Raw genomic sequence first — 19,152 nt, forward strand, 5'->3', positions numbered from 1 at the left:
AGCTCGGCCAGCTCGGCGGGATCCACCGGATCCGCGGCCATGACCTTCTCCCACTTCGGCCACTCGGTGTTGCCCACCATGACCGCGACGGGCGAGCCCATGGTCAGTCCGTGCCGCACGCCGCCGAGGAACGTGACCTCGTCCTTCTCGAACTTCATGCGCGCACCGCGGCCGTACCCGAGGCGCCGCCGTGCCAGGGCGTCCGCCACCATCTCCGTGGTGATCGGCACGCCGGCGGGCAGTCCCTCCAGCGTCGCGACGAGTGCGGGTCCGTGGGACTCCCCCGCGGTCAGCCAACGCAACCTGCTCAACGGTGCTCCTCTTGCTCGCGCCTGGTTTCTGGCGACGGCGCGACCGGGTGCGCGGCCCTGGCCCGCCTGCCTAGATCCTCCCATGTCCGGCGCCGGTGTCCGGCCGGAGGTCCAGCAGGCGGACGCGGAGCGGACGGGGCCACCCCGCGAGAGCGCTAGCTCGAGTGGGCAGCCAGCGCCCGCTCCCCCGCCTGTCGCATCGCGTGCAGCGGCGCCGGGGAGCGGCCCGTCATCTGCTCGACCTGGAGCACGGCCTGGTGCACGAGCAGGTCGAGGCCGCTCACCACGGCCCCGCCGAACATCGACCAGCGGGCCGCGAGCTCGGTCGGCCACGGTTCGTAGAGCACGTCGAACAGCGTGCCCGGCCGCTCCGGCACGGACTTCGCCAGCTCGTCCGTGGTGCCCGCCGGGGTGGTGGCGATGACGAGCGGAGCGTCGAAGGCGGCCGCGGCGTCGTCCCAGGGCGCGGTGCGCACCTCGACGTCGAGCCGCTCGCCCCACTGCTTCATCTCGACGGCGCGCGCCTCGCTGCGTACGTACGCGACGATCTCGCCCGTGCAGATCCGGGCCAGCGCGGCGAGCGCGGACGACGCGGTGGCGCCGGCGCCGAGGATCGCGGCCGACTCGACCTGCTCGATGCCGCGCTCGTGCAGGGCGGCGACCATGCCGGGGATGTCGGTGTTGTCGCCCTTGCGGCGCCCGTCGGCGTGGAACACCACGGTGTTCACGGCCTCCACCGACGCCGCCGTCTCACTGATCTCGTCGAGCAGCGGGATCACGGCACGCTTGAGCGGCATGGTCAGCGAGAGCCCGGCCCACTCGGCGCCGAGCCCGTCGAGGAAGCCGGGCAGCGCCGCCTCGTCGACCTCGAAACGCCCGTACTCCCAGTCGTCCAGGCCGAGTTCGGCGTACGCGGCGCTGTGCAGCACCGGCGAGAGGGAGTGCGCGATCGGCGAGCCCAGAACCGCGGCCCGTCGCCGAACCTCAGCCCCTGCTGTTTGCATTGAACTTTTCCTTCAGCTTCAAGAACTCGTTGTGCGTCTTTGCGAATTCCGTCTTACTCATACCGTCGGTGGCTACGAAGTACAGCCAGCCATCTCCGCTCGGCTTGAGTGCCGCACCGAGCGCTTCCTGTCCAGGGTTGCCAATGGGGCCGGGAGGCAGCCCCTTTCGCGTGTACGTGTTGTACGGATCCTTGTTGCTCTGGATCTCGCCTTCACCGATATTGATCTCGCTCTGACCCTTCAAGTAGTTGAAGGTCGAGTCGAACTGAAGCAGTTGGTAGGTCTCTGTGTTGCTCGGGTCGAGGCGGTTGTAGACGACCTCTGCCATCCTCCGGAAGTCGGCATGGGTCTTGCCCTCGGCCTGGGTCAGGCTGGCCACAGTGACCAACTGCAGCGGGTTCTCGAGCTTGAGTTCCTCCGCCTTGCCCTCGATGTTGTATTTCTCGTACTCATTGCCGGCCGTGGCGACCATCTTCTTGAGTACGTCACCAGGCTTCTGGCCCTTCGCCACCGGGTAACTCGACGGGAAGAGGAATCCCTCCAGCGGGTCCTTGACCTCGCTGGTGATGTTCGCGGCTGCCCAGCTCGGCAGGCCGAGTTTCTTCCAGTTCTTCTTCGCGTACTTCTCGGTGGTGCCCTTGTCGAGTTCGAGGCGCTTGTCGATCTGCTCGTAGACCCAGGCGTTGCGGCGGCCCTCGGCGATGATGAGGTTGCTGCGGCTCTTGGGGTCGAGCATTGCCTTGACGGCGGACTCGGCCGACATCTCCTTGTTGAGCGTGTAGACGCCCGCCTGGATCGTCAGGCCCTTGGGGTTCTCGCTCTGGGCACTGACGAACGCGTCGGCGCTCTTGATGACACCGGCCTGCTCCAGCTTGTTGCCGATGACGTATCCCCCGGCGCCCTTGGGGATCTCGACCGTGACCTTCTCGCTGATGCCGCTGCCGGTGTAGTCCTCGGCCGCGCCGAAGCGGTCCTGGTAGAACTGGTAGCCGAAGTAGCCGACCCCGCCGATGCCGCTCGCGAAGACCAGTGTCACGACCAGGCAGGCGCAGCCGCTGCGGCGCTTCTTCCCGCCCCGGCCACGCCGTTCCTTACGGCCGCCGCGGCGCGAGGAGCGCGGGTGCTCCTCCTCGTGCCCGTCGTCGTCATCGTCGCCGCCCGCGAAGAAGGCGTGCTCGCGGTCGTTGGGTCCGGGGTCCCAGTCGGGCGTCTCCTGGACGGGTTCGTGCCGTCGGCCGGGGGGCTGCGGCGGGGGGTACGCCTCAGGGCTGTCGTAGGGGTCGGGCCGTTCAGCGCCGTACGCGGCCTGCTGGCTTCCGTACGGGTCGGCGTACGGATCGGCGTACGGGTCGTAGCCGGTCTGCCGGCCCGTGTCCCAGCCGCCGTTGAAGTCGTGCTGCGGATAACCGGCCTGCTGGTCGTACTGCGGCTGCGGTGACTGCTGCGGGTAGTGCTGCGGCTGGCCGCCGTAAGGACCCTGGCCGTCGGCGGCCTGGTGCCCTTCCCATCCCTGGTCCCCGTACAAAGGGTCATTGGGATGCCACGGTTCGGAGCCGGGGCCCCGGCCATACTCAGTCATCGATCCCCTACGAGCCGCGAGGCGGCGGCCGTGGGGCACTGGTGCCCTGCAGGCCGGTCCGCCTCTTCTGCTGTGCGGCGGCTGTTCGAACACCGCCGCATCGCGCGGAACGTTACCGTATCGCGATCAGATGACCACTTCGACGCCCTCGCCCGGAGCTCTACCTGACGCCCGTTCGGACTCCAGTGCCTGCTGGAGGATGATGACGGCGGCCGCCTGGTCGATGACGGACCGGCCCTTTTTGGACTTCACGCCCGAGGCGCGCAGCCCCTGACTGGCCGTCACTGTGGTCATCCTCTCGTCCACGAGCCGCACCGGTACAGGTGCGACCGTGCGCGCGAGGTCCTGGGTGAACGCGCGGACCTTGACGGCCGCCGGGCCCTCGCCCCCCTTGAGGGAGCGAGGGAGGCCGACGATGATCTCGATCGGCTCGTACTCGTCGACGAGCTGCTTCAACCGGCGCTGGGCCGCCGGGACATCGCGTCCCGGCACGGTCTCCACCGGCGTCGCGAGGATCCCGTCGGGGTCGCACGAGGCGACCCCGATCCGGGCGTCCCCGACATCGATCGCGAGCCGACGGCCGCGACGGAGCTCCGCGGTCATTACGCGGTCTCGGCGACGAGACGCTCGACGGCGGCCATCGCGTCGCCGATGGCGTCCGGGTTCTGACCGCCGCCCTGGGCGACGTCCGGCTTGCCGCCACCGCCGCCGCCGAGGGTCTTGGCCGCGGTGCGGACCAGGTCGCCGGCCTTGAGGCCGCGCTCACGCGCCGCTTCGTTGGTGGCGATCACGGTCAGCGGGCGGCCGTTGGCCGTGGTGAACAGCGCGACGACGGCCGGGCGGTCACCCGGGATGCGGCCGCGCACGTCGAGGACGAGCTTGCGCAGGTCGTCGGCGCCGGTGCCGTCCGGCACCTGACCGGCGACCAGGGCGACACCGCGTACGTCCTTGGCGCCCTGGGCGAGACCGGCGGCGGCCTGCAGGACCTTCTCCGCGCGGAACTTCTCGATCTCCTTCTCGGCGTCCTTCAGCTTGCCGAGCATCGAGGAGATCTTCTCCGGCAGCTCCTCGGGACGTCCCTTGACCAGCTCCTGGAGCTGAGCGACGACCGTGTGCTCCTTGGCCAGGAAGCTGTACGCGTCGACGCCGACGAGGGCCTCGATACGACGCACACCCGAGCCGATGGAGGACTCGCCGAGCAGCTTCACCAGGCCGAGCTGGGCGGTGTTGTGGACGTGCGTGCCGCCGCACAGCTCCTTGGAGAAGTCGCCGATGGTGACGACGCGGACCCGCTCGCCGTACTTCTCGCCGAACTCGGCGATGGCGCCCTGCTTCTTGGCCTCGTCGATGCCCATGACCTCGGCGTGCACGTCGAGTTCGCGGGCGAGGACCTCGTTGATCTTCTGCTCGACGTCCATCAGGACGGTGCCGGGCACCGCGTTGGGCGAGCCGAAGTCGAAGCGGAAGCGGCCCGGCGAGTTCTCCGAACCGGCCTGGGCGGCGGTCGGGCCGAGCGCGTCACGCAGCGCCTGGTGCGTGAGGTGCGTGGCGCTGTGGGCGCGGGCGATGGCACGGCGCCGCTTGAGGTCGATGACGGCGTACGCGGACGAGCCGACGGTCACCTCGCCGACCTGGACGGAGCCCTTGTGCACGGAGATGCCGGGCACCGGCTGCTGCACGTCCCGGACCTCGATGACGGCACCGGTGTCGAGCTTGATGCGGCCGGTGTCGGCGAGCTGGCCGCCGCCCTCGGCGTAGAACGGGGTGCGGTCGAGGACGACCTCGATCTCGTCGCCCTCCACCGCGGCCGGCGAGGGCACACCGTCGACGAGCAGGCCGACGACGGTCGACTCACCCTCGGTGGCGGAGTACCCGGTGAAGTCGGTGGAGCCGGAGTCGTCGGCGATCGCGCGGTACGCGGACAGGTCGGCGTGACCGGTCTTCTTGGCCTTGGCGTCGGCCTTGGCGCGCTCGCGCTGTTCCTTCATCAGGCGCCGGAAGCCCGACTCGTCCACGGAGAGGCCCTGTTCGGCGGCCATCTCCAGGGTGAGGTCGATCGGGAAGCCCCAGGTGTCGTGGAGCAGGAACGCCTTGTCGCCGGGCAGCACGGTGGAACCGGCGGCCTTGGTCTCGGTGACGGCGGTGTCGAGGATGTTCGTGCCGCCCTTGAGGGCCTTGAGGAAGGCGGCCTCTTCGGCGAGCGCAACGGTCTCGATGCGCTTGGCCTCGGTGACGAGCTCGGGGTACTGCTGCCCCATCGTCTCGATGACGACGTCGACGAGTTCCTTGACGACCGGGCCGGTGGCGCCGAGCAGCCGCATGTTGCGGATGGCGCGGCGCATGATGCGGCGCAGCACGTACCCGCGGCCCTCGTTGCCGGGGGTGACGCCGTCGCCGATGAGCATCACGGACGTACGGATGTGGTCGGAGACGACGCGCAGCGAGACGTCGGAGCCGGTGGCGGCACCGTAGGCGACGCCGGTCAGCTCGGTGGCCTTGTCGATCACGACGCGGGAGGTGTCGATCTCGTACATGTTCTGCACGCCCTGCAGGATCATCGCGAGGCGTTCGAGGCCGAGGCCGGTGTCGATGTTCTGGCTGGGCAGGTCGCCGAGGATCTCGAAGTCGTCCTTGGTGGTGCCCGCACCGCGCTCGTACTGCATGAAGACCAGGTTCCAGATCTCCACGTACCGCTCGTCGTTGACGGCCGGGCCGCCCTCGACGCCGAACTCGGGGCCGCGGTCGTAGTTGATCTCGGAACAGGGGCCACAGGGTCCGGGGACGCCCATGGACCAGTAGTTGTCCTTCTTGCCGAGGCGCTGGATGCGCTCGGCGGGGACGCCGACCTTCTCGCGCCAGATGGTCTCGGCCTCGTCGTCGTCGAGGTAGACCGTCACCCAGAGGCGCTCGGGGTCGAGGCCGTAGCCACCGTCCGCGACGGAGCTGGTGAGCAGCTCCCAGGCGAACTTGATGGCGCCTTCCTTGAAGTAGTCGCCGAAGGAGAAGTTGCCGCACATCTGGAAGAACGTGCCGTGCCGCGTGGTCTTGCCGACCTCTTCGATGTCGGGGGTGCGCACGCACTTCTGCACGCTGGTCGCGCGGTCGAAGGGCGGCTTGACCTCGCCGAGGAAGTACGGCTTGAAGGGCACCATGCCCGCGGGGACCAGGAGCAGCGTCGGGTCGTCCGCGATCAGCGACGCCGACGGCACGACGGTGTGCCCACGCTCTTCGAAGAAGCGCAGCCAGCGGCGGCGGATTTCAGCCGACTCCATCAGTGGTCCTCATTCCGGTTGTACGAGTACTTCGTGTCGTTGTGGTTCTCGATCGCCACAATCCGTCCCTGCGGCGGGAGTTCGGGGAGCTCCGGGGCGTTCAGGCCCAGGGCGTCGCCCAGTTCGGCCTCGCGCTGGACCATGCCGTCGCGGACGTCGAGCGCGAAGTCCTTGAAGCGGTGGCCGGCGTCGATCGCCTTGTTCGCGGCCTGCGCCGCGAGGCTTTCGGGGGTCAGCTGCTTGAGCTTGCGGTTGACCTTGGTGGTGGCCCACACACCGGCGGCTGCGCCCGCGGTGAACCAGAACGTACGGCGGAACATCGCGGCCTCAGTCCTTCTCGTCCCGGTGTTTGCGCTTGCCCCGGCGGGAGGAGGGCACCGTGCGGCCCACGATCACGGTACGCCGCGACGTGGGTGCGGGTGCCGCCTTCGGTTCCGGCCCGTCCCTGCGGCTGATGGCCCGTCGCACTCCGTACCCGAAGGCGGCGACCTTCACCAGGGGGCCGCCGAACGTCGAGGCGACGGTGGTGGACAGGGCCGAGGCGTTGGAGGTGACTTCCTGGACGTCCGTGGCGATGGCGTCGACCCGGTCGAGCTGGGTCTGCGCGGAGCGGACCGTCGCGGACGCGTCGGCGAGCAGCGGTACGGCCTGTTCGGTCACGTCCGCCACGAGTTTGGTGGTCGCCTTGAGCGTCTGGGCCAGCCTCACCAGGGCGACGGCGAGGAACGAGACCAGGATCGCCCAGAACACCGCCACCAGGATCCCGGCCACCTCTCCACCGGTCACTCCGCACCGCTCTCTGCTCGCTCGGGGGTCTTTGAAAGTCGTCGTCCGACCTTATCGCGCCACACCTCGCGCTCCGAACGCCTGTGGACAACTCCGGGGGCGCTGTTCCGGGGCCGTCCGTACGCAGGTCCGCCACGCACACAGGGGCCACTACGTACACAGGGTCCACTACGTGCGAAGGCCCGCCGCTCCCTCCGCCCGGAAGGGCGGGGATGCGGCGGGCCGTACGCGCGGGGTCGCTACGTCTGCTGGATCAGCGGGCGTAGTACTCGACGACGAGCTGCTCGTCGCAGATGACCGGGATTTCCTTGCGGTTCGGGTCGCGGTCCAGGCGGAAGGCCAGGGCCTTCAGGTTCACCTGGAGGTAGCGCGGGGTCTCACCCTCGGTGTCGTAGCCACCCTCGCGGGCGACCTGGAAGGGGACCTTCTCGCGGGAGCGCTCGCGGACGGTCACGACGTCGTCGGGACGGACGCGGAAGGACGGCTTGTCGACCTTCTTGGCGTTGACCTCGATGTGGCCGTGGACGACCATCTGACGGGCCTGGTAGATGGTGCGGGCGATGCCCGAACGCAGGACCAGGGCGTCGAGGCGACGCTCGAGCTCGATGACCAGGGCCTCACCGGTCTTGCCCTGGGTCTTGGCGGCGCGCTCGTAGGCGCGGACCAGCTGACGCTCGGAAACGTCGTACTGCGCACGCAGACGCTGCTTCTCGAGCAGACGGACCTTGTAGTCCGAGTTCTGCTTGCGGCCACGGCCGTGCTCGCCCGGCGGGTACGGACGGGCCTCGAAGTACTTGACGGCCTTCGGCGTCAGCGCAATGCCGAGCGCACGAGACTTCTTGACCTTGGGACGCGACTGGTTAGGCACGTTCTCCAGACCTCCGAAATAGGTTAGGTTAGGCTCACCTTGCTAAGGGAGATCGCGTGTCTTGCCGTGGAACAACCAGGTCTCATCACGGACAGCACGAAACAACCGACGCCAACTCAAAGGGGCATCGATATGACGGAGGTCCGATCAGATCGTGGTCAGCCGCGTCCCAGCGGGCTTGAAACCATCCGGTTGCCGTCAGCAGCCGAACGCACACGAACTCTCGTACAGAGTACATGCTCCGGAGTGCTGCTCTCCCCGGGGGTCGAGAGCGCCCTCCCCGACCACTTGATCGCGGACGAGCGGACCGTCGGCCCCGACGGCGACGTGTTCCTGGTGCTCCCGGCGGACTCCCCTGTCGTACGGGCCGCGACCCACGCTCAGGACGACGAGCTGCCCGCCGTGCTCGAGATCACCGATGTCGCACCGGTCTCGGTGCCCCATCGTATTCGCGGCCGCGCCTGGCTCTCCGGCTGGCTGACCCGGGTCCCCGGGATCGCCGAGCCGGGCCGGATGATGCTCCGCCTCGAGGTCGGCGAGGCCTCGGTCGACGATCTGTGGGGCGCCGAGAGCGTGGAGCCGGACGCGTTCGCGCGGGCGGCCGCCGACCCGCTGGCCGGGCACGAGGCGGAGCTGCTCCAGCATCTGCACGCCGCCCACGACGAGCAGGTGCAGCTCCTTTCCGCGCTGCTCGGGCGGCGCTCCATGGCGGCGGGCCGAGCGGTGCCGCTGGCGCTCGACCGCTTCGGGCTGCGGGTGCGCTTCATCAGCGAGCAGGACAGCACGACCTTCGACGCGCGCTTCGACTTTCCCGAACCGGTACGGGACGTGGTGGGCCTGCGCCGCGCCATGCACCACCTCTTCGAGGCCGCCGCGCACTGAACTTCCCGCCCCCACCGCCTACTTGGGACAGCCGGCGAGCTGGTCCTGCAACGCGAGCTTCTCGGGTGCCGTCACGGTGAGGCGATACTTCGCCTTGATGCCGGTCCAGCGCCGCGCGTACGCACAGCGGTACTCCTGCCGCGGCTGCCACTTGTCGGGGGTGTGGCTGCTCTTGTCGGCGTTGGCCTGTTTGTCGACGGCGAGCAGGACGTCGAGGTCGTTCGCGTAGTTGAGGCGCTGCTGCGGCGTCCAGGCCCAGGCGCCGGCCCGCCAGGCGGCGCCGAGCGCGACGACATGGTCGGTCTCGATCTGCGAGGCCCGTCGGTAGTAGTACGGCAACTCCTTGCCGGTGTACGGATCTTCGAGGGTGCCGGAGAGCACCACGCAGGGGTTCCGGTCGCCTTCGCGCAGGTCCCTCAGGTCGCGGCGCAGCACATCGTCGCGGGTGTCACAGCCGTTGCGTCCGCCCGGTACGTCCACCTCGTCGGACCAGGTCCGGCCGAACTCGTCGCGCCGGTACGTCTGCCAGTTCTGGCCCCAGGCGACCTTCAGCGCCGCGAGCTGATCGCGGGCCGTCGCCGCGGTCGGCGGGAATCCTTGGCCGGCGAGCGACGGTTCCGGGCTGGGCTTCGGTGCGGGTCGGGTGCCGGCCGGTGAGCTCGGCCCGTCCGAGGGTGCGCCGAAGCGGGCGTCGGCGCGCTCCACCTGGAGCGGTGTGCACGCCGTGGCCAGTGCGGTCACGGCGAGGAGCGCGGCGACCGGTGCGGCTGCGCGTGCTCCCATGGCCCCGAGCGTAGGCGCCGGTCAGGGCTACTGCGCGTCGGCTGCCGGGGTCTCTGCTTCGGCCTGGTCACCCGGCTTGTCGACCTGCTTGGCCGGTGCTCTCTCGGTACGGGTCTCGGTGCGGGGCTCTGTACGGGTCTCGCCGCGCAGCCGCTCGCGCACCCGGTCGGCCACGTCCGCGTACCGCGCCTCCGCGCCGTACCGCGTCGGTCGGTAGTACTGCCTGCCCTGGATGGCGTCCGGAGCGTACTGCTGGGCCGCGATGCCGCCCGGGACGTCGTGCGGATATACGTACCCCTGCGCGTGGCCGAGCTTGGCCGCTCCCTTGTAGTGCCCGTCGCGCAGGTGCGGGGGTACGGGTCCGGTGAGGCCCTTGCGTACGTCTTCGAGGGCGGCGCCGATGGCGGTCGTCGCGGCGTTCGACTTCGGGGCCAGGGCGAGGGCGATGGTGGCGTGGCTCAGGGTGAGCGCCGCCTCCGGGAAGCCGATCATGGCGACGGCCTGCGCGGCGGCGACCGCGGTGGGCAGGGCCGTCGGATCGGCGAGGCCGATGTCCTCGGAGGCGGAGATCATCAGGCGCCGGGCGATGAACCGCGGGTCCTCGCCGGCCTCGATCATCCGGGCCAGATAGTGCAGGGCCGCGTCCACGTCCGAGCCGCGGATGGACTTGATCAAGGCGCTCGCCACGTCGTAGTGCTGGTCGCCGTCCCGGTCGTACTTCACCGCCGCGCGGTCGACCGACTCCTCCAGGGTCTGCAGGGTGACCTCCGGCTCGCCCTTGGACAGGGCCGAACCGGCACCGGCCTCCAGGGCGGTCAGGGCCCGGCGCGCGTCCCCGCCCGCGATGCGCAACAGATGCGCCTCGGCGTCGGCGGACAGGGTGACCGAGCCGCCGAGCCCCCGCTCCTCGTCGATCGCCCGGTGCAGCAGTCCGCGCAGGCCCTCGTCGGTGAGCGGTTCGAGGGTGAGCAGCAGGGAGCGGGAGAGCAGCGGGGAGATCACCGAGAAGTACGGGTTCTCCGTGGTGGCCGCGATGAGGGTGACCCAGCGGTTCTCGACGGCGGGCAGCAGGGAGTCCTGCTGGGCCTTGCTGAAGCGGTGGATCTCGTCGAGGAAGAGGACGGTCTCCTTGCCGTGGCCGCCCATCGCGCGGCGGGCGCCGTCGATGACCGCGCGGACCTCCTTGACGCCGGCGGTGATCGCGGAGAGCTCCACGAAGCGCTTGTTGGTCGCCTTGGAGACCACGTACGCCAGGGTTGTCTTTCCTGTGCCCGGTGGTCCCCAGAGGATCACCGAGGAGGGTCCGGCCGGGCCTCCGCCGCCCTCACCGACGAGCCTGCGCAGCGGCGATCCGGGCTTCAACAGGTGCTGCTGCCCCGCGACTTCGTCGAGCGTGCGCGGGCGCATGCGGACGGCCAGGGGACTGCTCGTCGGATCCTTCTCCTGGCGTTCTTCGGCTGCGGCGGTAAAGAGGTCGGGCTCCACGTCAACGACCCTATGTCACCCCACTGACAACGCGCCCCGGGCCTGTCCCGGCCAGAAGACGGCCAGGGGACGGCCCGGGTACGGCGCGGGTACGGCGCGGGTCAGCTGGTCCAGAAGTCCCACCAGCGGGTCAGGATCAGCATGCCGATGATGCCGATGTGCAGCACGGGGAGGACCCACGTGAACTCGTCGAAGAACCCGCGCAGCCAGCCCGGCGCCGGCAGCAGTCCGTGCCGCACGTTGTGCCCGGTGACGTACCAGAACATGACGATGGTGGCGACCCAGGCGAGGCAGCACCACAGGCACAGGGCGTTGATGTTGTACAGCGACTGGTACATGAGCCAGGTGCAGAAGCCGACGCCGAAGAGCATCCCGGCGTTCATCGTCAGCCAGTACCAGCGCGGGAAACGGGCGCCGGCCAGCAGGCTCATGCCGACGCAGACCACGATCCCGTACGTCACCAGGCCCAGCATCGGGTTGGGGAAGCCGAACGCGGCCGCCTGATCGCTTTTCATGATCGAGCCGCAGGACACCACCGGGTTGAGGCTGCACCCCGGCTGGAAGTTCGGGTCCTCCAGGAGCTTGAACTTGTCCAGCGTGATGACCCAGGACGCGAGGACACCGGCCGCGCCCGTGATCACAAGCAGCAGCGCCAACGCACGGCTGCCGCCGACGGAGCGGGCGGCGTCCGCCTGCTCCCGACCGTCCGGGCCGCCGCCGTCCTTCGCAGACATCGTTTCGCTCATCACGCCGTTTCCGTCGCTCGTGGTGGGGGGTTACAGGACCGGTGAGTCGCAGGGGCCCACAGGCACGCACATTGTGCCGCACGAGCCTGTGCGTCCACCGTTCGATGCGTATAAGGAAGGGAGCTCGCCGGCCGCCGGAGCGCGCCCCGGCAACGGCGAAGGCCCCGGGTGCCGATCGGCACCCGGGGCCCTCAACTTCCCGCGTACTAGCCGAGCTTGCCCTTGAGGGTCTCGACGATCGCGTCGACCGCCACCGCCTCCTGCTCGCCGGACTCCATGTCCTTGAGCTGGACGACGCCCTCGGCGAGGTCGCGCTCGCCAGCCACGAGCGTGTACCGCGCGCCGCTGCGGTTGGCGTTCTTCATCGCGCCCTTGAGGCCCTTGCCGCCGTAGCTGAAGTCGGCGGCGACTCCGGCCTTGCGCAGCTCGGTGACGGCGCCGAACAGCACGCGGCGCGCCTCCTCGCCGAGCGGTACCGCGAACACGCTGGTGGTGGAGGGCAGTTCGAGCTCCACGCCCTCCGCCTCCAGGGCCAGGACCGTACGGTCCACGCCGAGCGCCCAGCCCACGGACGGCAGCGAGGGGCCGCCGATCATCTCGGACAGCCCGTCGTACCGCCCGCCGCCGCCCACCGCGGACTGCGAGCCGAGGCCGTCGTGGACGAACTCGAACGTCGTACGCGTGTAGTAGTCCAGGCCGCGGACCAGCTTCTCGTCGTCCTCGAAGGCGACGCCCGCAGCGGTGATCAGCGCGCGCACCTCCTCGTGGTACGTCTTGCACGCGTCGCACAGGTAGTCGCGCAGCACCGGCGCGCCCACCAGCTGCTTCTGCACGTCGGCCCGCTTGTCGTCGAGGACGCGCAGCGGGTTGATGTCGGCGCGGCGCAGCGTCTCCTCGTCGAGGTCGAGCCCGCGCAGGAAGTCCTGCAGCGCCGCGCGGTAGACGGGACGGCACTCCTTGTCGCCCAGCGAGTTCAGCAGGATGCGGAATTCGCGCAGGCCGAGCGCGCGGTACGCCTGGTCGGCCAGGATGATCAACTCGGCGTCCAGGGCCGGGTCTTCGGACCCGATCGCCTCGGCGCCGACTTGCGAGAAGTGCCTGTACCGGCCCTTCTGCGGGCGCTCGTAGCGGTAGTACGAGCCCGAGTACCAGAGCTTGACCGGGAGGTTGCCGACCTTGTGCAGGTTGGACTCCAGGGCCGCGCGCAGCACGGACGCGGTGCCCTCGGGACGCAGCGCGAGCTTGTCGCCGCCCTTGGTCTCGAAGGCGTACATCTCCTTGGTGACGATGTCGGTGGACTCACCGACGCCACGCGCGAACAGCTCGACGTTCTCGAAGCCGGGCGTCTCGATGTAGCCGTATCCGGAGTTCTTCAGCGGCGCGGAGATGGCCTCGCGCACGGCGAGGAACTTGGCGCTGTCCGGCGGGATCAGGTCGTACGTGCCCTTGGGGGCCTGAAAGGTGCTCACGGGAAAACTCTCGTCACATTCCTCGTCGTGGGGCGGGATTCGCCCCCTGGCCTGCGGCCACCTGGCGCAGATACGGGTTGGTGGCGCGCTCCTGGCCGATGGTCGTCTGGGGACCGTGCCCGGACAGGACCACGGTCGAGTCGTCGAGCGGCAGGCACACGCGGCCCAGCGAATCGAGCATGTCGTCCATGTCACCGCCGGGCAGGTCGGTGCGTCCGATGGAGCCGGCGAAGAGCAGGTCACCCGAGAAGAACACGGACGGTACGTCCGCGGCCTCGGGCATCCGGAAGGTCACCGACCCCTTCGTATGCCCCGGTGCGTGCGCGACGGAGAAGTCGAGCCCGGCGAGCCGCAGCGCGGCGCCGTCGCTCAACTCCCGTACGTCGTCCGGCTCCCCCACGGTCAGCTCGCCCATCAGCGGCATGCCGATGGAGCGGCCGAGCGCCTTCTCGGGGTCGCTCATCATGTACCGGTCCTCGGGGTGGATCCAGGCGGGAACGTCGTGCGCTCCACAGACCGGGACGACCGAGGCGACATGGTCGATATGGCCATGGGTGAGGACGACCGCGACGGGCTTGAGCCGATGCTTCTTGAGTGCTTGCTCGACGCCTTCGGTGGCCTGGTGGCCCGGGTCGATGATCACGCACTCCTCGCCTGCGGCCGGGGCGACCAAGTAGCAATTGGTCCCCCAGGCTCCGGCGGGGAACCCGGCAATCAGCACGTTCGTCCTTAAGGGTGGTCCGACGGGAAGTGCGGCGGTCCGCCGGCCGTGACGGCGGACGACACCAGATCGCAATACCCGCAGCCTACCGGCGCGGCTCGCCGCACAGCCAACCCATATACGGTACGGGGCAAGCTCAGGCCGGTCAGGACCGATCAAGAGACGTACAAGGAGAAGACCCGGTGGTCAGCAGCGATCAGCGGCGGCGTCAGCTCGCCCGGGAGAAGTTCGCCCGCCAGCAGGAACGCCGCGAGTCGGCGCGACACAAGGCGAAGCGTCGTAACGCCATCATCGCCACCTCGCTCGTGGTGGTGCTCGCGGCGAGCGGCGGGGCGGTGGCCGCCGGCGCGTTCAAGGGCGACGACGCCAAGCAGAAGCCCGACGCCGAGGCCGCCCCGTCCCCCAGCAGCCCCGTCAAGGACCCCTGCGACAAGGCGGCCGGCGGCGAGGTGGAGAAGCTGAGCTACAAGAAGGAGCCGGCGCTCACTGTCGACAAGTCGGCCGACTACGCGATGAAGCTCGCGACGACCTGCGGCGACATCGACATCGACCTCAACGCCGCGGCCGCGCCCCGCACGGTGAACTCGTTCGACTTCCTCGTCAACAAGGGCTACCTGGACCACACCAAGTGCCACCGCCTCACCGAGCAGGGCATCTACGTGCTGCAGTGCGGCGACCCGAAGGGCACCGGCACGGGCGGTCCCGGCTACACGCTCCCGGACGAGAACCTCAAGGACAAGAGCCTCAAGGGCAACGTCTATCCGGCGGGCACGGTCGCGATGGCGAACCAGTACAACGCGCAGACGAAGGAGGGCCGCGACACCGGCGGTAGCCAGTTCTTCCTCGTCTACCAGGACAGCCAGCTCCCGCCCGACTACACCCCCTTCGGCACCATCTCCGAGGGCGGTATGAAGGTGCTGAGGAAGATCGCCGCCGCGGGCGCCGCACAGCCCGACCCGACCACCGGCAACACCGCGCCGAACGCCACCGTGGTCATCGACAAGGCGACTGTGCGCAAGTCCTGACCGGTCCTGATCAGCGGGCAAGTTCGCCCGCCCCGGATGCGGACAGCCGCCCTGCTCGTCGCCTATGTTGGCGTTGTGCAGGGCGCCGTGTGCGGCTGCCCTGAAGAAATCTGTGGACGATGCCCCGGGGGTACCCCGCGCAGGCATCATGTGGAGGAGGCGCTGTGAGCAGCGACCCGTGGGGCCGCGTCGACGAGACGGGGACCGTGTACGTGCGTACGGCCGATGGAAGCGAGCGAGTCGTCGGTTCGTGGCAGGCAGGCTCTCCCGACGAGGCGCTTGCCTACTTCGAGCGCAAGTACGAGGGCCTGGTCGTCGAGATCGGCCTTCTCGAGCGCCGGGTGCAGACGACCGACCTGTCGGCCAAGGACGCGAACACCGCCATCGAGCACCTGCGGGAGCAGGTCACCGACGCGCACGCGGTCGGTGACCTGGACGCCCTCGCCAAGCGGCTCGACAAGCTGGTGGCGAGCGTCGACGCCCGGCGCGAAGAGCGCAAGGTCAAGAAGGCGAAGCAGACGGACGAAGCCAGGCACGCCAAGGAGGCCCTGGTCGTCGAGGCCGAGCAGCTGGCGCAGAGCGAGCAGTGGCGCTCGGCGGGCGAGCGCCTCCGCTCCCTGGTGGACACCTGGAAGGGTCTGCCGCGCCTGGACCGCAAGTCGGACGACGAGCTGTGGCACCGCTTCTCGCACGCGCGCTCCGCGTTCTCCAAGCGCCGCAAGGCGCACTTCGCCTCGCTCGACGCGCAGCGCGAGGACGCCCGTAAGGCCAAGGAGCGGCTGGTCGCCGAGGCCGAGTCGCTGTCGAACTCGACGGACTGGGGCCCGACGGCCGCGCGGTACCGCGACCTGATGTCCGAGTGGAAGGCCGTTGGCCGCGCCCAGCGCGAGCACGAGGACGACCTGTGGAACCGCTTCCGCGGCGCGCAGGACGTCTTCTTCACGGCCCGCAGCGCGGTCTTCGCCGAGCGGGACGCGGAGCAGGGCGAGAACCTCAAGCTCAAGGAGGCGCTCGCCGACGAGGCCGAGCAGCTGCTTCCGATCACCGATCTGAAGGCGGCCCGCGCCGCGTTCCGCGCGCTCAATGAGCGCTGGGAGGCCATCGGCCACGTGCCGCGCGACGCCCGCCCGAAGGTCGAGGGCCGGATGCACGCCGTGGAGCGGGCGATGCAGGAGTCCGAGGAAGCCGAGTGGCGGCGCACGAACCCGGAGGCACGCGCGCGTGCCGCGGGGCTGACCGGCCAGCTCCAGGCCGCCGTCGACAAGCTCAAGGGCCAGGTCGAGACGGCCCGCGCACAGGGCAACAACGCGCGCGCCGACAAGCTCCAGAAGGAGCTCGACGGCCGTCAGGCGCTGCTCGACCAGGCGCTGAAGGGCCTGGAGGAGTTCGGCGGCTGAGCAGCCGTCCCGCGACAGCCTCGACTGTACGAAAAGGGGCTCCCGTACTTCGCGTACGGGAGCCCCTTTCGTATGCCGGCCTTCCTGGGGGACGTCTCCCCGAGGCCCAGGTCTACCGGCTCACGGCCTGCGGGCGGACGTCACTCGGTACACGTCGTACACGCCCTCGACTCCTCTGACCGCCTTCAGGACGTGGCCCAGGTGCTTGGGGTCGCCCATCTCGAAGGTGAAGCGTGAGGTGGCCACCCGGTCGCGGGAGGTCTGTACGGCCGCGGACAGGATGTTGACGTGCTGGTCGGACAGGACGCGGGTGACGTCCGAGAGGAGCCGGGAGCGGTCAAGGGCCTCGACCTGTATGGCGACGAGGAAGACCGAGGACTGGGTGGGCGCCCACTCGACCTCGAGGATCCGCTCGGGCTGCTGCGAGAGCGAGTCGACGTTGACGCAGTCCGCACGGTGCACGGAGACGCCGCTGCCGCGCGTCACGAAGCCGATGATCGGGTCGCCGGGCACCGGCGTGCAGCAGCGGGCCAGCTTGACCCACACGTCCTCGACGCCCTTGACCATGACGCCGGGGTCGGCGTTGGCCCGGCGCTTGCTGCGGCCGCGGACCGGGGCCGCGGACTCGGCGATGTCCTCGTTGGCCTCGTCGGCGCCGCCGAGTGCCTGCACCAGCTTCTGTACGACGCTCTGCGCGGTGACATGGCCTTCGCCGATGGCCGCGTACAGGGACGAGATGTCGGGGTAGCGCATCTCGTGCGCGAGCGTGACCAGGGAGTCGCCGGTGAGGATGCGCTGGATCGGCAGGTTCTGCTTGCGCATCGCGCGGGCGATGGCGTCCTTGCCCTGCTCGATGGCCTCGTCGCGGCGCTCCTTGGAGAACCAGGCCCGGATCTTGTTCCTGGCCCTCGGCGACTTGACGAAGCCGAGCCAGTCACGCGAGGGGCCGGCGCCGGGCGCCTTGGAGGTGAAGACCTCCACCAAGTCGCCGTTGTCCAGGGTCGATTCGAGGGGGACGAGCCGGCCGTTGACCCGTGCTCCTATGGTGCGGTGGCCGACCTCGGTGTGCACCGCGTAGGAGAAGTCCACCGGGGTGGCGCCCGCCGGGAGCGCTATCACGTCGCCCTTCGGCGTGAAGACGAAGACTTCGTTACGCGAGAGGTCGAAGCGCAGGGACTCCAGGAACTCGCCCGGGTCCTCGGTCTCCTTCTGCCAGTCCAGCAACTGGCGCAGCCACGCCATGTCGTTGAGGTGGTCGTCCTTGCCCGTGCTCTTGGGTGCGTCGGAGCGCACCTTGGAGGCACCGGCGACGGCCTCCTGCTTGTACTTCCAGTGCGCCGCGATGCCGTACTCGGCCCTGCGGTGCATGTCGAACGTGCGGATCTGGAGCTCAACCGGCTTGCCGTTGGGGCCGATCACCGTCGTGTGCAGCGACTGGTACATGTTGAACTTCGGCATCGCGATGTAGTCCTTGAACCGGCCGGGGACCGGGTTCCATCGCGCGTGCACCGTGCCGAGCGCCGCGTAGCAATCGCGGACCGTGTCGACAAGTACCCGAATACCCACCAGGTCGTAGATCTCCGCGAAGTCACGGCCGCGGACGATCATCTTCTGGTAGACGCTGTAGTAGTGCTTCGGTCGGCCGGTGACGGTGGCCTTGATCCGGGCGGCGCGCAGATCGGCCTGGACCTCGTCGGTCACTATGGCCAGGTACTCGTCGCGCTTGGGGGCACGCTCGGCGACGAGCCGGACGATCTCGTCGTACATCTTGGGGTAGAGGATCGCGAACGCGAGGTCCTCCAGCTCCCACTTGATGGTGTTCATGCCCAGTCGGTGCGCCAACGGGGCGTAGATCTCCAGGGTTTCGCGGGCCTTCTTCTCCTGCTTCTCCCGCTTGAGGTACCGCATCGTGCGCATGTTGTGCAGGCGGTCGGCGAGTTTGATGACCAGGACGCGCGGGTCCTTGGCCATGGCGACGACCATCTTGCGCACGGTCTCTGCCTGCGCGGCCTCACCGAACTTGACCTTGTCGAGCTTGGTGACGCCGTCGACGAGGAGCGCCACCTGGTCGCCGAAGTCACGGCGCAGGGTGTCCAGGCCGTACTCGGTGTCCTCGACGGTGTCGTGCAGCAGACCGGCCATCAGCGTCGCCGGGTCCATACCGAGCTCTGCGAGGATCGTGGTCACGGCGAGCGGATGCGTGATGTACGGGTCGCCGCTCTTGCGCTTCTGCCCGCGGTGCCAGCGCTCGGCGACCTGGTAGGCCTTCTCGATCTGGCGGAGCGTCGCGGTCTCGATCTTCGGGTCGTTGCTGCGCACTATCCGCAGCAACGGCTCAAGAACCGGGTTGTACGGGTTGGAACGCTGCACTCCGAGGCGTGCGAGGCGGGCCCGGACCCGGTTGGACGACGCGGAACGCGACTGGCTCGTGTGCGCCGGACGCATCGCGGGGGCCGACTTGGCGGGCGCCTGGTTCGCCGGAGCCTGGTTCGCCGGAGCCTGGTTCGCGGGTGCCGCGTTCGCGGGGCGCTCGGCGGGTGGCGTGGGCTTGGGCTCGGGGCGGGCCTTCTCGGCCACGGGCTCGCCCTTCGTGGGCGCCGGCGCCTGCTTCTCGCTCTCGGCGGGCATGGCAGCGGGCGCCGCGGCCTGTTCGGCCTGAGAGTCGGGCTTCGACTGTGCGGCGGCGAGTGGCTGACGGGCCTCGTCTGGCAAGAGTGCTCCTCATGCAGGTTCCGGCCCCCCGATCAGGTCCGGACTGCCATGGTATCGATCCTCGCGCTCCGCCTCGTCTCGACTGTGGACAGCGACCCGCACGGGGCACGAC

16 protein-coding genes and 1 pseudogene are annotated in these 19,152 nt (G+C 69.6%); 3 read left to right on the plus strand and 14 right to left on the minus strand.

Features of this window, described 5'->3' with window-relative positions:
• From GUY60_RS16995 to rpsD, 8 genes are all read right to left on the minus strand, one after another.
• The coding region (locus GUY60_RS16995; protein WP_161698658.1) for a chorismate synthase at nt 1–311 on the minus strand (311 nt) is incomplete at its 3' end.
• Nucleotides 312–466: 155 nt separating this feature from the next.
• Nucleotides 467–1,315 carry a shikimate dehydrogenase gene (locus tag GUY60_RS17000; RefSeq protein WP_161698660.1) on the minus strand — a complete coding sequence of 283 codons (849 nt, stop codon included), beginning with the start codon at nt 1,313–1,315 and terminating at the stop codon, nt 467–469.
• Nucleotides 1,296–2,894, minus strand: coding sequence for an endolytic transglycosylase MltG (gene mltG, locus GUY60_RS17005; protein WP_161698662.1), 1,599 nt, complete (start codon nt 2,892–2,894; stop codon nt 1,296–1,298). Before mltG ends, GUY60_RS17000 begins: the two co-directional genes overlap by 20 nt.
• Nucleotides 2,895–3,020: 126 nt before the next feature.
• A complete protein-coding gene (gene ruvX, locus GUY60_RS17010) occupies nt 3,021–3,497 on the minus strand; it encodes a Holliday junction resolvase RuvX (protein WP_161698664.1) in 477 nt (158 codons plus the stop codon).
• Nucleotides 3,497–6,166 carry an alanine--tRNA ligase gene (alaS, locus tag GUY60_RS17015; RefSeq protein ID WP_161698666.1) on the minus strand — a complete coding sequence of 890 codons (2,670 nt, stop codon included), beginning with the start codon at nt 6,164–6,166 and terminating at the stop codon, nt 3,497–3,499. Before alaS ends, ruvX begins: the two co-directional genes overlap by 1 nt.
• The gene (locus tag GUY60_RS17020; RefSeq protein WP_161698668.1) at nt 6,166–6,486 is read right to left on the minus strand and encodes a DUF6167 family protein; all 321 of its coding nucleotides are present in this window, start codon (nt 6,484–6,486) and stop codon (nt 6,166–6,168) included. Before GUY60_RS17020 ends, alaS begins: the two co-directional genes overlap by 1 nt.
• Before the next feature lie 7 nt (nt 6,487–6,493).
• A complete protein-coding gene (locus tag GUY60_RS17025; RefSeq protein ID WP_161698670.1) occupies nt 6,494–6,952 on the minus strand; it encodes a DUF948 domain-containing protein in 459 nt (152 codons plus the stop codon).
• Nucleotides 6,953–7,205: 253 nt separating this feature from the next.
• Nucleotides 7,206–7,820 (minus strand): 30S ribosomal protein S4, encoded by a 615-nt coding sequence (rpsD, locus tag GUY60_RS17030; RefSeq protein WP_161698672.1) that lies wholly within the window; start codon nt 7,818–7,820, stop codon nt 7,206–7,208.
• A 192-nt stretch (nt 7,821–8,012) separates the two neighbouring features.
• Between rpsD and GUY60_RS17035 the strand changes: the two genes are divergently transcribed.
• Nucleotides 8,013–8,702, plus strand: coding sequence for a DUF2470 domain-containing protein (locus GUY60_RS17035; protein WP_161698673.1), 690 nt, complete (start codon nt 8,013–8,015; stop codon nt 8,700–8,702).
• 18 nt (nt 8,703–8,720) lie between these two features.
• On the opposite strand, the gene GUY60_RS17040 is transcribed toward GUY60_RS17035, so the two are convergent.
• The 5 genes and pseudogenes from GUY60_RS17040 to GUY60_RS17060 all read right to left on the minus strand — a co-directional run bounded on the left by GUY60_RS17040 (nt 8,721) and on the right by GUY60_RS17060 (nt 13,906).
• Entirely contained in the window at nt 8,721–9,485 is a 765-nt protein-coding gene (locus GUY60_RS17040; protein ID WP_161698675.1) for an HNH endonuclease family protein, read from the minus strand.
• Nucleotides 9,486–9,623: 138 nt separating this feature from the next.
• Nucleotides 9,624–10,970: pseudogene (locus GUY60_RS17045) on the minus strand (replication-associated recombination protein A); the annotation flags it as partial.
• Between the two features lie 101 nt (nt 10,971–11,071).
• Entirely contained in the window at nt 11,072–11,704 is a 633-nt protein-coding gene (locus GUY60_RS17050) for a vitamin K epoxide reductase family protein (RefSeq protein ID WP_187370046.1), read from the minus strand.
• A gap of 218 nt (nt 11,705–11,922) precedes the next feature.
• On the minus strand, nt 11,923–13,185 hold the full coding sequence (gene hisS, locus GUY60_RS17055) for a histidine--tRNA ligase (RefSeq protein ID WP_161698679.1): 1,263 nt from the start codon (nt 13,183–13,185) through the stop codon (nt 11,923–11,925).
• Nucleotides 13,186–13,198: 13 nt separating this feature from the next.
• On the minus strand, nt 13,199–13,906 hold the full coding sequence (locus GUY60_RS17060) for an MBL fold metallo-hydrolase (RefSeq protein ID WP_161698681.1): 708 nt from the start codon (nt 13,904–13,906) through the stop codon (nt 13,199–13,201).
• Between the two features lie 182 nt (nt 13,907–14,088).
• Between GUY60_RS17060 and GUY60_RS17065 the strand changes: the two genes are divergently transcribed.
• Nucleotides 14,089–14,931 (plus strand): peptidylprolyl isomerase, encoded by an 843-nt coding sequence (locus tag GUY60_RS17065; protein ID WP_161698683.1) that lies wholly within the window; start codon nt 14,089–14,091, stop codon nt 14,929–14,931.
• A gap of 164 nt (nt 14,932–15,095) precedes the next feature.
• On the plus strand, nt 15,096–16,328 hold the full coding sequence (locus tag GUY60_RS17070; protein WP_161698685.1) for a DUF349 domain-containing protein: 1,233 nt from the start codon (nt 15,096–15,098) through the stop codon (nt 16,326–16,328).
• A gap of 120 nt (nt 16,329–16,448) precedes the next feature.
• On the opposite strand, the gene GUY60_RS17075 is transcribed toward GUY60_RS17070, so the two are convergent.
• Nucleotides 16,449–19,040: a RelA/SpoT family protein gene (locus GUY60_RS17075; RefSeq protein WP_161698687.1), complete on the minus strand. Its 2,592-nt coding sequence runs from the start codon at nt 19,038–19,040 to the stop codon at nt 16,449–16,451.
• Between the last annotated feature and the right edge of the window lie 112 nt (nt 19,041–19,152).

Origin of the sequence: Streptomyces boluensis, assembly GCF_009908195.1 — a bacterium.
GTDB classification, from domain to species: domain Bacteria; phylum Actinomycetota; class Actinomycetes; order Streptomycetales; family Streptomycetaceae; genus Streptomyces; species Streptomyces boluensis.